The sequence below is a fragment of the Ulvibacterium sp. genome (genome assembly GCF_965248315.1).
Taxonomy (GTDB): Bacteria; Bacteroidota; Bacteroidia; order Flavobacteriales; family Flavobacteriaceae; genus Ulvibacterium.
Genome location: NZ_CBDFIX010000002.1, coordinates 1,147,068 through 1,162,814 on the forward strand (window position 1 = coordinate 1,147,068; position 15,747 = coordinate 1,162,814).

Annotated in this window: 6 protein-coding genes; 2 read left to right on the forward strand and 4 right to left on the reverse strand. The window is 44.2% G+C overall.

Translation table 11 applies throughout. The features are described 5' to 3' along the window. Positions 1-39 precede the first annotated feature (39 nt). Complete coding sequence (locus tag ACP2AF_RS06445; RefSeq protein ID WP_425235413.1) at positions 40-2,976, forward strand: tetratricopeptide repeat protein; 2,937 nt, start codon at positions 40-42, stop codon at positions 2,974-2,976. 135 nt (positions 2,977-3,111) lie between these two features. After that, a complete protein-coding gene (locus ACP2AF_RS06450) occupies positions 3,112-5,220 on the forward strand; it encodes an IPT/TIG domain-containing protein (protein WP_425235414.1) in 2,109 nt (702 codons plus the stop codon). Between the two features lie 71 nt (positions 5,221-5,291). On the opposite strand, the gene ACP2AF_RS06455 is transcribed toward ACP2AF_RS06450, so the two are convergent. The 4 genes from ACP2AF_RS06455 to ACP2AF_RS06470 all read right to left on the reverse strand — a co-directional run bounded on the left by ACP2AF_RS06455 (position 5,292) and on the right by ACP2AF_RS06470 (position 15,714). Then, positions 5,292-8,462 carry a histidine kinase gene (locus ACP2AF_RS06455; protein ID WP_425235415.1) on the reverse strand — a complete coding sequence of 1,057 codons (3,171 nt, stop codon included), beginning with the start codon at positions 8,460-8,462 and terminating at the stop codon, positions 5,292-5,294. A gap of 9 nt (positions 8,463-8,471) precedes the next feature. After that, entirely contained in the window at positions 8,472-11,639 is a 3,168-nt protein-coding gene (locus ACP2AF_RS06460; protein ID WP_425235416.1) for a histidine kinase, read from the reverse strand. A 3-nt stretch (positions 11,640-11,642) separates the two neighbouring features. Then, positions 11,643-14,810, reverse strand: a complete 3,168-nt coding sequence (locus ACP2AF_RS06465) for a histidine kinase (RefSeq protein WP_425235417.1) — start codon at positions 14,808-14,810, stop codon at positions 11,643-11,645. A 259-nt stretch (positions 14,811-15,069) separates the two neighbouring features. Next, the gene (locus ACP2AF_RS06470) at positions 15,070-15,714 is read right to left on the reverse strand and encodes an HAD family hydrolase (protein ID WP_425235418.1); all 645 of its coding nucleotides are present in this window, start codon (positions 15,712-15,714) and stop codon (positions 15,070-15,072) included. Between the last annotated feature and the right edge of the window lie 33 nt (positions 15,715-15,747).

A 15,747-nucleotide genomic window follows, 5' to 3' on the forward strand; every position in this document is an offset into this window, starting at 1 on the left:
AGTCGTTCAAAATTTGAATTAATTCGTTTAAATTTATACATGGCCAGATTCTTGTTTCTTATAGGGGTGCTCATTTCGGTTTCGGGTTACTCGCAATCCAAAATCGATAGTTTGGAGAAAAGGCTGGACCGGGAAAAGGTAGACTCCCTAAAAGTTAACCTCCTTTTAAACCTCTTTGACGAATATCAGTATGAAGATCCGGCAAAGGCCGAAATTAGTATCCAACAGGCCTTGGACATTGCCCAGGGAATCCGCGACAAACGCTATGAGGTAAAGGCCCTTAACGCTTTTGCCGATCTTTTGAACGGCAGGGCCCAGAACGATTCCGCTATCTCTGTATTTCAAAGGTCTTTGGCCTTAGCTGAGGATATAACCTATGATTCAGGAAAAGGTATCGCGTTGATCGGACTGGGCAACACCTATTTGAGCAAAGGCGACCTCATACAAGCCGAAGTCTACCACAAACGCAATATTGCCTTTGCCCAAGAAGTGGACGACTTTGAGGGATTGGCGAGTTCCCACAATAATTTGGGCAATATCTACAATGAAACCGGGGAATACAAAAAGGCCATGGAGGCCTATACCTTTGCGGCAAAAACGAACACCGAGATCGGCAATGAGAAAAATGCCGGCATCAACTTTGCCAACATCGGTCTCATCAACCAAAAACTGACCAACTACAATAGGGCGCTGGATTACTATGCCAAAAGCGATAGCCTCTTTAAAAAGTTCGATTTTTTGCCCGGCCGGGCCTTTGTGCTAAAAAATATGGGTGTTGTATACCGAAATCAGAAAAAGCCCGATGCGGCACTGGAAAAATACCGTCAAGCCCTGGAAAGCTATCAACAAATGGACCTAAAACGGGAAATGAGCCAGGTCTATGAGAATATCGGAAATATTTATTCGGACAGATCGCAATCCAACGAGGCAATCTACAATTACCATCGGTCCTTGTCCATAGCCACCGAGACCTCGGATTCCATTAACATGGCCGTTTTTAACCAATCCTTGGGGCAGGAATTTTTTTATGCCAAAAAATGGGACAGTGCGGTCTACTACTCCAGGCGCGCGCTTGCCATGGCCAAGAAGGTAGGCGTAGATCTCACCACAATGGATGGATACAAGATCTTGGCACAGGTGTACCAGGCCCAATCCGAGCATGAAAAGGCCTATGCCGCACTTATGGAATACCAAATTATGCGGGATAGTCTGTACACCTTGGAAAAGCGTGATCTTGCCGAGGAGATAGAAGCCCAATATCAAAATGAGGAAAAGACCAAGGAAATCGCTTTGTTGGCCTCGGAAAAGGAACTGCAGGCCTTACAGTTGAGCAAGCGAAAGAACGAACGCAACGGTACCATAGCCTTTGCGGTTTTTATCCTGGTGTTGGCCATTTTGCTCTACAATCAATACCGCGTTAAACAAAAGGCCAATAAGGAGCTCCAGGAATTGGGCCGATTAAAATCCAACTTTTTTGCGAACATTTCCCATGAGTTTCGGACGCCCCTGACCTTGATCAAGGGCCCCATTGAACATTTGGAGCAGAACCCAGAAGAGCAATTGGGCCGTAACGAAGTGAAGATGATCCGAAGAAATACGAACAAGGTCCTGGGATTGGTGAACCAGCTGTTGGATCTTTCCAGGATCGATGAGGGCAAATTACAGCTAAAATCGACCGAAGGGGATGTTTTTAAATGCCTTAGGACTGCGGCGGCATCCTTCAATTCCTATGCGGCACAGCGCAATATGGACTATCGGGTAGAAATCCCCAGCGAAACCTTATGGGCGGCTTTTGACCGGGACAAGCTGGAAAAAGTGGTCTACAACTTGTTGAGCAATGCCTTTAAATTTAGTGAGGATGGGGAATTGGTGGCTTTGGAAGCATCCCATACCCATTCAGATTTGGTCATTCAGGTTTCGGATTCGGGTAGGGGGATTTCCGAGGACAAACTGCCCTTTATCTTTGATCGTTTCTATCAGGTAGATGGGAGTATCACCAAGGATAGGGAAGGTTCCGGCATTGGTCTGTCCTTGTCCAAGGACTTGGTGGAATTGATGGATGGCACCATTACCGTTTCCAGTGAAGAAGGGAAGGGCACCTATTTTACGGTACAGATCCCGATTGAAAAAATTAAAACCCCCAAGGCCTCTCTGCAAGCTGCAATACCGAAGGAAACAAAGGAAACCCTTGAAACGGAATCCTTTGACCTGCCTAGGGCCGATGTACGCGACCTCCCTGAAATTCTGCTTGTGGAGGACAACGAGGACATGCTCCAGTTCATCAAGACCCGGCTCGTGGAAAAGTACAGGATAACCGAGGCCAGAAATGGTGAAGAGGGTTTTAAAATGGCCATGACACATCTCCCTGACCTACTCATTACGGATTTAATGATGCCAAAAATGGATGGGATGGAGCTTTGCAAAAAACTGAAGACCAATTTGGAAACCAGTCATATTCCCGTTATTATGCTCACGGCCAGAGCGGGTGTCCAGAACAAGATCGAAGGGTTGGAGACCGGGGCGGACGATTACCTGACGAAACCCTTTGATGCCCAGGAACTTGCAGTACGGATCAAAAATCTCATCGATCAAAGGCAACGACTAAGGGCGCACTATAGGGATAATGCCTATACCGTACATCCTGAAAAAATTACGACCACCTCATTGGATAGAAAATTTCTCGAGCAGGTTCTGGATCTCTTGGAAAAGGAATACACCGATGCAAATTTCGGGGTACCCCAAATGCAAAGGACGTTGACCATGAGCAAAACCCAACTACACCGGAAAATAAAGGCATTGACCAATGAATCCCCTGGGGAACTGCTACGAAATTTTCGATTAAAACGAGCGGCCCAATTGTTGTCCCAAAAAGCGGATACCGTAACCCAGGTCGCCTATCAGGTAGGCTTTAATAATCTTTCCTATTTCGCTAAATGCTTTAAGGCACTCTACGGGGTTCCTCCCTCTTCGTACTGATTTTTAGGGGAAGTACATTATTTGGTATTCCCGTGTCACTATTTGGGACTATTGTGTCAGTCCCCGATAGGCGTAAAACCTAGCTTTGGTTCAATTCCAAAGGTTTCCCACTCTTCAAAATAAACACATGCGATTATGAAAAAGGTATTCACAAAGGTGCACAAAAATGTAGGTAAAGGCGTATTGACCGTTATTGCCTTAGGTTTAGTAATAAGTTGTAGTAGTGATGGAGACGATGGCCCTACCGTGAACGAGGAACCTGAAATCCAGTCCCCGACAATTTCCGGGATATCCCCCAGCAGTGGGGTGGTGGGCACCGAAGTCACCATTTCGGGAACCAATTTTAGCAGTACCGGTAGCCAAAATGAGGTGGAGTTCAATGGAATAACGGCAACGGTAAAATCTGCATCGGCCACACAGCTGGTCGTAGATGTCCCGGCAGATGCCACCACCGGACAAGTGTCCGTAACCGTTAACGGAAGAACAGCGGTTGGCGCCTCCTTCACCGTGCTCACGGCGGATGTTTCGTTATGTAATCAAAATGAGATTTTGGAAAATACGACCTGGGAAGATGTGGAACCGGGAGATGCTGTGGACTATGTGATACAATGTGAAATTAATGTAAGAGGAAATGCATTACTGACCATTGAACCTGGGGTCATCATCGCCTTTGAAGGCGAGAACAGCGGTATCTTTACCGGGGAAGGTGGTGGATTAAAGGCCGTGGGCACGGCGGAAAACACCATACAGTTTTTGGGAACCTCGGAGAATAAGGGGGTTTGGAAAGGAGTCTATTTTGGCTCCAATCATCCGGAAAATCGTCTGGAACATGTAATTGTACGCCATGCGGGCCGCTCCGCTTCCACTCAATCCGACGAAAAGGGTGCCGTTCAACTATCCAGGGACGAAGATTCCTCGGGTGCCATTGTCAATTGTACCATTACCGATAATGATGGATTCGGCGTGTTCATTACGGACGAAAGCGATTTGGAGGAGTTTTCCAATAATGTCATATCCAATAACGAGGAAGCCCCTGTGGGCCTATATTTCAACCAGTTGAGCGCGTTGGATGCCGCGTCGGACTATCAGGGCAATGGAAATAATTATGTTGAGGTTTGGGAAAATGAAATTGAGGATGATGGGGTAAGCATGGCCTTGCTGAACGTTCCGTACCGATTTGTTGAGAGTAGTAGATACAACATCAAGAACGAATTGAATATTGATGCGGGAAATACCTTGGAATTTGCTAGTGGAGCCGGATTTCGATTGGGTGAACAATCCTCGGATTGTGCGGACACTACCGGTTCATTAAATGCTACCGGCACTATGGCGAACCCCATAACCTTCCAAGGGGTGATTTCCGGCAAAGGAACTTGGTTGGGTATCGGGTTCAATTCGTCCAGTCCCAATAACAACTTGATCTATTGTACTATTTCCGGAGGCGGGAGTAGCAAGATCTACAATGGTGCCGACTTTGCGGCCAACGTTACCTTGCAGTGTGATAGTAGGTTGACTATCCAAAATACAACAGTTGACGATAGTGGCGGATTTGGCATCTACATGTTGGACGATGATGCCGAATTGACCGATTTTGAGGAAAATACAATCGTAAACAATGAATTGGCCCCGGTTTGGATGCACCTGCCACAGGTAGACCAACTGGATGCGGCTACGTCCTATGCGGAAGGCAATGGAAGGTCTTATATTCAGGTTGAAGGAGATGCTGTTACCGATGCCGACCTTACCATTAAAAAATTGGAAGTACCTTACAGGATTGAAACGGAGGAATCTGGTCGAGAGACCTACGTGGAGACGGCCATAACCATTGAGGCCGGAACTATTCTGGAATTTGAAACAGGAGCGGGACTGGTTTTGGGAAGCCCTGGGGTGGACTGTATCCCTACCACAGGTTCCCTAAATGCCCAAGGGACTTCCGAGGAACCGATTATATTCCGGGGCGCTTCCGAAGGGCAGGGTACCTGGTTGGGTATCGGGATTAATTCCAGTACCAGTACCAACCTTTTCAACTACTGTGAAATATCGGGAGGCGGTGCGGAGCAGATGTACAATGCAGGAGGACAGGGTAATATTGTAATCCATTGCAGTGGAAACCTAACCCTGGAGAACAGTGCTATTAACGATAGTGGTGGATGGGGCGTTGATTTTGTACAAGGTGGTAATAGTTTGTCGCAGACTGGCAATACTTTTGCAAACAATGTGTCGGGCAATGTAGCTAACAATTGACCTGAAATGTATGACTCTGAAGTATCCTTTTAAGTACATTAATAGGAAAAGCATGAGAATGATAATACGCTCTAAAACGGAATCTTGATGGTTACCACGGCGCCCGTCTTTGTACCATCGGCTATGTCCCTTATTGCGATTTCATAGCCATGGTCCTTTTTGCGGATCTGGTTGAGGAGCTTTAGCCTTTCCCGCAATATCTGCGTAGCATACGACTGTTGCCCCTTTTCGGGCGGGGCCTCGTTCTTCTCCCCCGAGATGCCTATCCCGTTATCCTCTATGGTAAGGACCAGTTGTTTGGTGTCCGTGGACTTTTCGATTTTAATGGTTATGGACTTTTCCCTTTGGTCTTCCGTAAAGCCATGCACAATGGAGTTCTCCGCAATGGGCTGCAACATCATTGAGGGGATGAAGGTATCCTCCACGTCGATGTCGGGCCCATACTGGACTTTTAGGTCAATTTTGTATTTGTTCTTGGTGTTATTCAGGGCAACGTAGTTTTCTATATAGCCTATTTCCTTGGCAAGTGATATGTTTTCGTTACGGGTCAGGTCCAGGGTCTGTCGCATCAAAGTGGCGAATTTGCTGATATAGGTATCCAAATTGGCAAGCTTGCCCTGTTGTGCAGTATGGCGTACATTGTTAAGGGCATTGAAGATGAAGTGGGGGTTCATCTGTGCCCTGAGGGTCTTTCGCTCCAGTTCGATTAAGGTAAGGCGGAGGGTATTTTTTTTGCGTTCGTTTCTGGTCCGTTGGGCGAAAACCAGGGTCATAATACCCAAAAGGAGGAGCACGGCGAGGAACTGCACCCATGGCCTCTTGTAAAAGACCTGTGCCACATGGATATCATAGTTCAGTTCATTGGAGGATTCCATGCCGGCAGGATTCGATCCCTTAATCCTAAGTACGTAATCCCCTGGGGGGATGGATAGCAGTTTTAAGGTAGTCTGGTCACCAAGATTCACCCAATCATTAGTAAACCCGTCCAGCCTATAAGCGTATTTGTTGGTCTCGGTGTTATAGCAATCGTTTATGCTATAGGTTATCGAAAAGGAATTTTTGGAGTAGGGCAGACTGAAATCATAATTATCCAGATTTAGAACATCTAGCTCCACGTCCATTTCCCTATCGGAATCGTAATATTCGAATTTGGTGGGGAATATCCTGATGTCCCGGGATTGGACCGTACTATGTATACTGTCAAAGGCAATCAACCCCCTGACCCCTCCGAACAATAAGGAATTGGTGGAGGTCCTATAATAGGAATACTCATTGAAGTCATTGAAGGGTAGGCCATCCTCCACGTAGAACGCGGTCACTTTTTTCGAGTTTTTTTCAAACCGGTATAGTCCGTCATGGGTGCTGAACCACATATTTTCCTCGGCGTCTTCCAAGATTCCCACCACGTTTAAATCGGTGAGGCCGTCCGCTGCGTTTAGCACTTTAGTCTTGTTGAGAGACTTGTCAATTTGGATTGCCCCTTTGTCAGTACCCAGCCATATGTTCTCTTGCCGGTCTAAGAAAATTGAATAGATCTTATTGGTAGGCAGGGTTAGATCGTTGTTTGCGGGATCATCTGTAAAGTGTAAAAAGGTATTGGAGTGGAGATCCTGTATGATCAATCCATTTACGTCCGTTCCTATATAGAGTTTGTTTTTGGTTTTTAGAAGAACTCTTATAATAGGGTCTATTGCCTTCTCGAGAGGAGGGATAGGTACCTCCCGGAACTTTTTCTGTTTGACATTGAATTCCTGAATATCATAATTGCTGGCCAGCAAAAGGGTGGAGTCCGAATACTTTGCTATATCAAAGTAATGTAAATTGGCCAACCTTCGGTGAGAGCGAAAGATATTGGTATCAACTATCGTATTCCTTAAAAAATTAACTTCCCAGAGCGTTTTGTGCTCCCCAATACACCAGACCGTGGAATCGCTTGCCTTTAGAAAAGACCTAAGGAGATTCAATGTTGGAAAAATATTTTTTGTTTTATAAGGGCCTTCATCATAATTCGCATCGTTTGTTGGCGAAAGCTTAAAGATTCCCTGATCGGTGGTGGCAAGGATTTCCCTATTGGGAAGTTCCAAAAACCCCCTTGCATCGATGTTTTGTTCGCCATTGGCATATAAAATTCGATCAAAGCGATTTTGGCTGAACTTTATTTTACTGATCTGATCATAACTGCTGACGTAGATGATGTCGTTTTTATCAACAATCAAATCTTCAATCGGGAAAGCGAACGGAATGTCATAGGTCTTTTTAAGATGAAGGCTCCCTTTTGTTTCCACTAGTTTAAATAACATCAAGGTCTTTCCGGGATCATCGATAGCGATAAGGTCGGCATGGTTTTTTAGTACCGGATTGCTGTCCTCCGTAATGGGAATCATTTCTTGAAAGGGTACGTTGATAAGCTGTAGATCCAATTCCTCAATAAAGAAGGTCTCAAAAACCTCACCTTCATAGGTATACCGTGTTTCCATGGATTCCGGAAGGATGTCACCGTTGTCAGTAAGCACCAGGCCATCGCCGCCGTTTAGGGGCCATTCCGGATAGATATAATCAGCCCAACTGTATTTGATAGAGCTCGTATAGTCCGCAACAGGTGTTGTGGTTCCAGTATCAAAAATATAGAACTTACGCCCCTGCCGAACTAGAAATGTATCGCAGCCGATTCTTCGTTCAAAATAGAGGAAATTCCTTAAAAAATACCTATCGTTTGTATATCTGGGTTCAATTCCCTCAAGGTTATATTGCGTGACCTGGAGGGAGGAATCTACCTTTAAAATGATATTGTCCTCGGCGGTGGAAGCCACCATCCACAGATTTCCGTTGCAGTCCTCCATAAAGGAATTCGGTTGCAGTTCCCTTCCCATCAAGAACGGTTTTAACACAACTCGATTGAAACTATCATCTAGGCTTTTACTGGATAAAAAAAGTCCGGTGTCTGCGGATACCCACATCCTTCGCTTCCTATCAAAATAAATCCCGTAAATATCTTGGACCAAGTTGTTTGGATTTTCGACCAGAAAGGAAGAAAGGACGTTATGGGTCTCAAAGTCCTTTACAATTGCATCATTTGTGGAATACCATAGAAACCCATCATCATCTACCTGCATGAAATTCCTAAATTTGTGGGATTTCCCGTTGGGATTTATTTCAATGTCTCGTATCGTATAATCCTGGGCGTACAGCCCATTACAGATTAACACTTGTAAAATGATAGAATACGTAACTATTTTATTCATTCAATACCTTTAATACGGGATTTTGATGGTTACCGCGGCCCCAGTTCTAGTTCTGTCCGCTATGTCGTTTATTTCGATCTCGTAACCAAAGTCCTTTTTGCGGATCTGGTTTAATAGCTTTAACCGCTCGTGCAAAATCTGTGTGGCATAGGACTGGTGCCCCTTTTCTGGGCCGCCTTTGCTTTTCGCTCCTGAGATTCCTATCCCGTTGTCCTCGATGGTCAATATCAACTGTTTTGTGGTTTCGGATCTTTCAATTTTTAAAATTATGGTTTTCTCCTTTTGATCTTCCGTAAAACCATGGACGATGGAGTTCTCCACAATGGGTTGTAGGAGCATGGAGGGGATAAAGGTATCCTCGGGATTAATATTCGGTCCACATTGGACTACGAGGTCTATTTTGTGCTTGCTCTTGGTATTGGTAAGGGCCACATAGCTCTCGATGTAGCGTATTTCCTTGGAGAGCAGGATGTTCTCGTTCCGGGTGAGGTCCAGCGTCAACCGCATAAGGGAGGAGAAATTGGTGATATAGTCGTCCAGCTTGGATAGCTTGCCCTCCTTAACGGTCTTGCGTATCCCGTTCAGGGCATTGAATATAAAGTGCGGGTTCATCTGTGCCCTTAGGGTCTTGCGTTCCAGTTCCACCAGGGTAAGTCGCACTTCGTGTTTTTTCCGTTCCCTTTTCGAATGGTTGTACAAGATCAATACGACCAGGGCAAGGAGAAAGAGCACTGTAATGGCCTGGACCCAGGACCGTTTGTAAAAGACCTGGGCCACATGGATGTTATAGCGCAGTTCATTGGACGATTCGACTCCTGCCGGATTGGATCCCTTGATCCTCAGAACATGATCCCCGGGAGGCATGGACAACAGCTTTAAGGTGGTCTGGTTCCCCAGATCCACCCAATCATCGGTGACCCCATCCAACTTATAGACATATTTGTTGTTCTCGGTATTATAGCAGTCGTTGATGCTATAGGTTACCGAGAAGGAATTTTTGGCAAAAGGTAAACTGAAACTGTAATCGTCCTTGTTCAAAACCTCAAGTTCAACATCTTTTTTTTCATCCCTGTCATAGTATTCGAATTTGGTGGGAAATATCCGAAGGTCGTGGGATTGGACGGGATTATCAATATGGTCAAAAGCGACCAATCCCCTAACACCCCCAAAGAACAAGGTGTTGCTCGAGGTTTTGTAATACGCATTTTGATTGAAATCGTTAAAGGGAAGACCGTCTTCCACATAGAATGCGGTGACTTTTTTTAAATCCTTTTGGTACCGGTAAAGCCCGTCATAGGTGCTGAACCAGATATTTGCTTGGGCATCTTCCAAAATTCCCACCACGTTTAAATTGGTAAGTCCGTCCGCGCCATCCAGTACGGTTGTTTTTTTCAGGTCCTTATCAATATAAATCGCCCCTTTATCAGTACCCAGCCATACATTTTCCTCTTGGTCCGTGAGAATGGTATAGATTTTATTGGTGGGAAGTGTCAAACCTTTATTGATAGAATCATTGACTAGGTGCAAAAAGGTATTGGAATTCAAGTCTTGTATAAAAAGCCCATTTGCATCCGTGCCTATGTAGAGTTTGTCCCCTGTCCTATGGAGATCTCTAATGAAAAGTTTTCTGGCATTTTCAACAGGGGGAATGTTTAGTTCACGGAACTTTTTCTGTTTGAGGTTGAATTCCTGAAGACCAAAGTTGCTGGCAAGGAACAAGGTGGAGTCCGAGGGTTTTAGAATATCATAGTATCGCAATTGGCCCAACTCCCAATCTTTGTCAAAGTTGTACTGTCCGATAATCGTATTCTCCCTAAAATTTATTTCGCTTATCATTCTGTTCTCCCCGAGGCACCACGCCGTAGAATCGCTGGCTCTTACAAAAGACCTGAGGTAGGACAATTGAGGAAAAACATTTTCCGTAATGTATGGGCTTTGAATAAAATCATTTTCGGAAGGTGCAATCTTAAAAACCCCCGAATAAGTGGCTGCAAGCATCTCGTTATTGGGAAGCTCCAGCAATCCCCTTGTACTTATAACGCTCTTGCCGTTCCCGTATAGGATCCTGTCAAAATTATTCTTGCTGAACTTTATTTTACTGATCCGGTCATAGTTGCTGACATAGATGATATCGTTTTTATCGATTACAACGTCATCGATTACATTGGGGAATGGAATTTCATAGGTTTTTTTGAGATGAAGACTCCCGTTTATTTCTATTAGCTTGAATAGAATCAAATTTTTTTCAAGGCCATCGGTACTGATGAGGTCGGCGTAATTCTTTAGGATGGGATTGCTATCCTCGGTAATGGGGATCATCTCTTGCATGGGCAGATTAAGCACCTGTATATCCATATCTTTTATAAAATGGGTCTTAAATGTTTCTCCCTTATAGGTATACTGTGTCTCAATAGATTCCGGGAGGATGTCGCCGTTATCCGTAACCAGTAAGCCATCTCCGCCATTTAGGGGCCATTCGGGATAGAGGTAATCCGCCCAACTGTGTTTGATAGAGTCGGAATAGTCCGCAATGGGCGTTGTGGTTCCGTTATCAAAGATATAGAGCTTTCGCCCCTGTCGAACGAGAAATTTATCGCAGTCGATTCTTCGTTCAAAAAAAAGATAATTCCTTTTGTAATATCTATCTTCCAAGAATCTTGGTCCAATTCCCGGAACTTGATACTCTTTGACCTCGAAGAAGGAATCTACCTTTAAAATAATATTGTCCCCACTGTTATAAGCGATTATCCAAATGTTTCCATTGCAGTCCTCCAAAAAGGAGTTTGCCTCAAGTTCCTCTCCTTTTAATAATAGGTTGAACTTTATACGATTAAAACTATCGTCCAAGCTTTCGTTGGACACGAAAATTCCGGCCTGGGTGGAAACCCACATCCGCTGTCGGCTATCAATAAAAATTGTAAACCCTATTTTGGGAGGGTTATCTCCGTTTTCACCCATAAAGGGCGACAGTACATTGTGGGTCTCAAAATCCTTTACTACTCCATTGTATGTAGAGTACCATAGAAAGCCATCATTATCGATTTGTATGATATTAATGCCTTTATGGGATTCGCCATTGGGATTCATTTCAATATCCCGTATCGTATAATCCTGGGCACGTAATACACTGAAAACCAATGCATTTAAAATGATGATATATGTAATTATTTTATGCATTTACTACTTCTCATATGGAATTTTAATGGTAACCACGGCCCCTGTCCTTGTTCCGTCCATGATGTCCTTTATCGCAATCTCATAGCCATGGTCCTTTTTGCGGATCTGGTTCAGGAGCTTCAACCGCTCGTGCAAAATCTGGGTGGCATAGGACTGATGTCCCCGATCGGCCTCACTTTTCTTTTTCGCCCCCGAAATCCCTATCCCGTTGTCCTCGACAGTAAGCACTAGCTGTTTTGTTGCCTCGGACCTTTCGATTCTCAGAGTTATGGATTTTTCCCTTTGGCCGTCCGTAAAACCGTGTACGATGGAGTTCTCAACTACGGGCTGTAGGAGCATGGAGGGGATAAAGGTATTCTCCACATCGATGTCCGACCCATATTGGACTATGAGGTCTATTTTGTGTTCGCCCTTGGTATTGGTGAGGGCCACATAGTTCTGGATGTAACGTATCTCCTTTGAGAGCAGGATGTTCTCGTTCCGCGTAAGGTCCAGGGTCAACCGCATAAGGGATGAGAAATTGGTGATATAGTCGTCCAGTTTGGAGGGCTTGCCTTCCTTAACGGTCTTGCGTATACCGTTCAGGGCGTTGAATATGAAGTGGGGGTTCATCTGCGCCCTCAGGGTCTTGCGTTCCAGTTCCACCAGGGTAAGGCGCAGTTCATGTTTTTTCCGTTCTCTTTTCGAATGGTTGTACAAGACCATCGCCACTATCCCAAGGAGCAACAATAGGGTAAGGGCCTGTATCCAGGGGCGTTTGTAAAAGACCTGGGCCACATGGATGTCATAGTTCAGTTCGTTGGCGGATTCCACCCCTGCGGGATTGGATCCCTTGATTCTAAGCACATAGTCCCCCGGGGGTATGGACAGGAGCTTCAAGGTGGTCTGGCTTCCCAAGTTCACCCAGTCCTCGGTAAACCCGTCCAACTTGTAGGCATATTTGTTGGTCTCGGTATTGTAACAATCGTTGATGCTGTAGGTTACCGAGAAGGAATTTTTGGAATAGGGCAGGTCGAAACCGTACCGTCCTGTGTTTAGGGCGTCGAGCTCCACGTCCTTTTCCCTATCGGTATCGTAGTACTCGAATTTGGTGGGGAATATCCTGACATCTTGGAATCGGGAAGGATTATCGATACTGTCAAAGGCAATCAGGCCCCTGAGCCCTCCGAACAATAGGGTGTTGGTGGAGGTTCTGTAATTCGAGTACGGGTTGAAATCGTTAAAAGGCAGGCCATCCTCCACATAGAACGCGGTGATTTTTTTTGAGGTCTTTCCATACTGGTACAGCCCGTCATAGGTGCTGAACCACATGTTCCCATCGGCGTCCTCCAAAATCCCGACTACGTTCGAATCGGTAAGCCCGTCTGATGTATCTATCACTTCGGTCTTGTTAAGACCCTTGTCAATCTGTACGGCCCCCTTATCCGTGCCCAACCATATATTCTCGTATCGGTCTAAAAAAATGGTATGAATCTTATTGGTGGGGAGGGTCCAACTATCGTGGGCCTTTCTATTGCTTATGTGCACAAAACTATCGGAATTCAGATCTTGTATAAAAAGCCCGTTTGCATCAGTCCCTATATAGAGTTTGTCGCTAGTCCTATGAAGGTCTTGGATAAAAAGTTCCCTATTGTTTTCAACAGGGAGTATGGGTAATTCGCGGAACTTTTTCTGTATGTAATTGAATTCCTGTAGGCCAAAACTACTGGCCAACAATAGGGTGGAGTCCGAATGTTTTAGAATATCATTGTAATGCAGTTTGGCCAATCCCCAATGCGAGTTAAAGATGTGGATTTCTTCGATGGTATTCTTTAGAAAATCGATTTCCCAAAGCCCTTTGCTTCTTCCCAGACACCACATCTTGGAATCGCTGGTCTTTGCAAAAGCTTTAAGAAAATTAAGCGATGGAAAAATATTTTTAGTTTCATAGGGGCCTTCTCCATAGTCGGCGCCCTCATTGGGTGAAAGCTTAAAAATCCCAGAATTGGTCGCAGCAAGAATCTCCTCGTTAGGTAGCTCCAAAAACCCATAGGTATTCATGTCTTGTTTCTCGTAATGATTCAGGACCTTATCAACATTGCTGGTACTAAATTTTATTTTGCTGATGCGGTCATAGTTGCTTACATAGATTACGTCGTTCTTATCGATGACCAGGTCCTCGACCCAAAAGGGGAACGGAATTTCATAGGTCTTTTTTAGCTGGAAGTTCCCGTTGATTTCTATTAGTTTAAATAGGGATACATTTTTTCCAAGGCCATCGATACCAATAAGATCGGCATAATCCTTTAGTATCGGGTTACCCCTTTCCGTAATAGGAATCATTTCTTGAAAAGGTAGATTGGTAACTTGTATATCCAGGTCTTCAACAAAATGGCTTTCAAAGACTTTTCCTTCATAGGTATATTGAATTTCCTTGGATTTAGGCAGGAGTTCCCCATTAGACGTAATGAGGATTCCATCACCACCATTGAAGGTCCATTCCGGATGGAAATAACCCATCATTTCATAATTTTTTGTGGAAGTATAATCGGCAATTAAACGGATTTCCCCCTTTTCGAGAATAAACAGTTTGCGCCCTTGCCTACATAGGATTTTATCGCAGTCGATTATTTTTTCAAAAAACAAAAACTCCCGTTTGTAATAGTCAGATAGGGCATAGGTGGGCTTAAGAGCTTCAATTTGATATTTTTCTACCGCAAAGGAAGAGTCGACTTTTAAAATAACATTGTCCGCCCCAACGATCCAAATGTTTCCGTCACAATCTTCCATATAAGAATTTCCGGAAAGATTTTCTCCCCTTAAAAAAGGTTTGAATTTTATATGATTGAAACTATCGACCAAATTTTTGTCGGATACGAAAATTCCGGTCTGGGTGGAAACCCACATCCGCTGTTGGCTATCGATGAAAATTGTAAACCCTATTTTGGGCGGGTTCCCTCCGTCTTCATCCACAAAGGTAGAAAGCACACTGTGGGTTTCGAAGTCCTTTACTATTCCATTATAGGTAGAATACCACAGGAACCCCTCATAATCTACCTGTATTACGTTAATGTCCTTATGGGATTCTCCGTTGGTGTTGACCATTATATCCCGTATTGTATAGTCCTGGGCATATAACGCATTGAAAACAAATGCAATTAAAATGATAGAATAAGTAAGTATTTTACGCATTAATCCATAAACAAACGGGGGATAAAAAGTTGAAAATTTTAGACGTAAGCATTGGACAAATTAATCCAGGCCAACATCAAGTAAAGTATACGGAACTAAAATTAAGAAAAAACAGCCGGCCTTAAACAGAGCGAATAAAACAAATTTAAAGATTCTTTTTCACCAGATTTCTGAACTAAAAATGGTTGACCGAAGAACCTCGAGAAATATGGAGACCCTAGTTTTTTGCAAAGTTATTAGGGATTGCTTAAGTACGACATTATAAGGACTGGGAAAGCAGTGATTTCAATTCGCTCATATCTTGAAAGACAAAGGTCTCCTGCACCCCAACAGGGTAATCATGACTGTTTTTAGAGTATACAAAGACATCAAATCCTCCTGCCAAGGCTGCACGAATCCCAACGCTGCTATCTTCGATAACAGCGCATTCCTCTGGCCTAAAACCCATATGTTTAGCTGCATGAAGGAAAATATCCGGATTGGGTTTCCAACTTTGTATTTCATAGCAGCTAAACATTCTATTTTCAAATTTATCGATTAAACCGGTGGTCGCTAAATTGGCACGTATTTTTTCCAGAGGGCCGCTTGAAGCTACACAAAAGGGGATTTCAAGACTCTCGATAACTGAACGGACGCCCTCTATCGGCTTAAGCTCATTCTTAAAAGCTTTGAAGGTTTTTTTCCGATATTCGGATTCGAAGTCCGGGGGCAATCCCCCTTTGGTAAGCACATCGAGATATTGCATGATATCGTTTAAAGACTTTCCCAAAAACTCACCTACTACAAAGTCCAGGTCTATGTGCAATCCCAAATCTTTTCCCATTGCCACCAAAACCTTTGCGGTAATCAACTCGCTGTCTACCAGGACGCCATCGCAATCGAAAATAATACACTTGTATTTCATTTGGTGGGCCAATATTTATTTAAGCAAAATTAC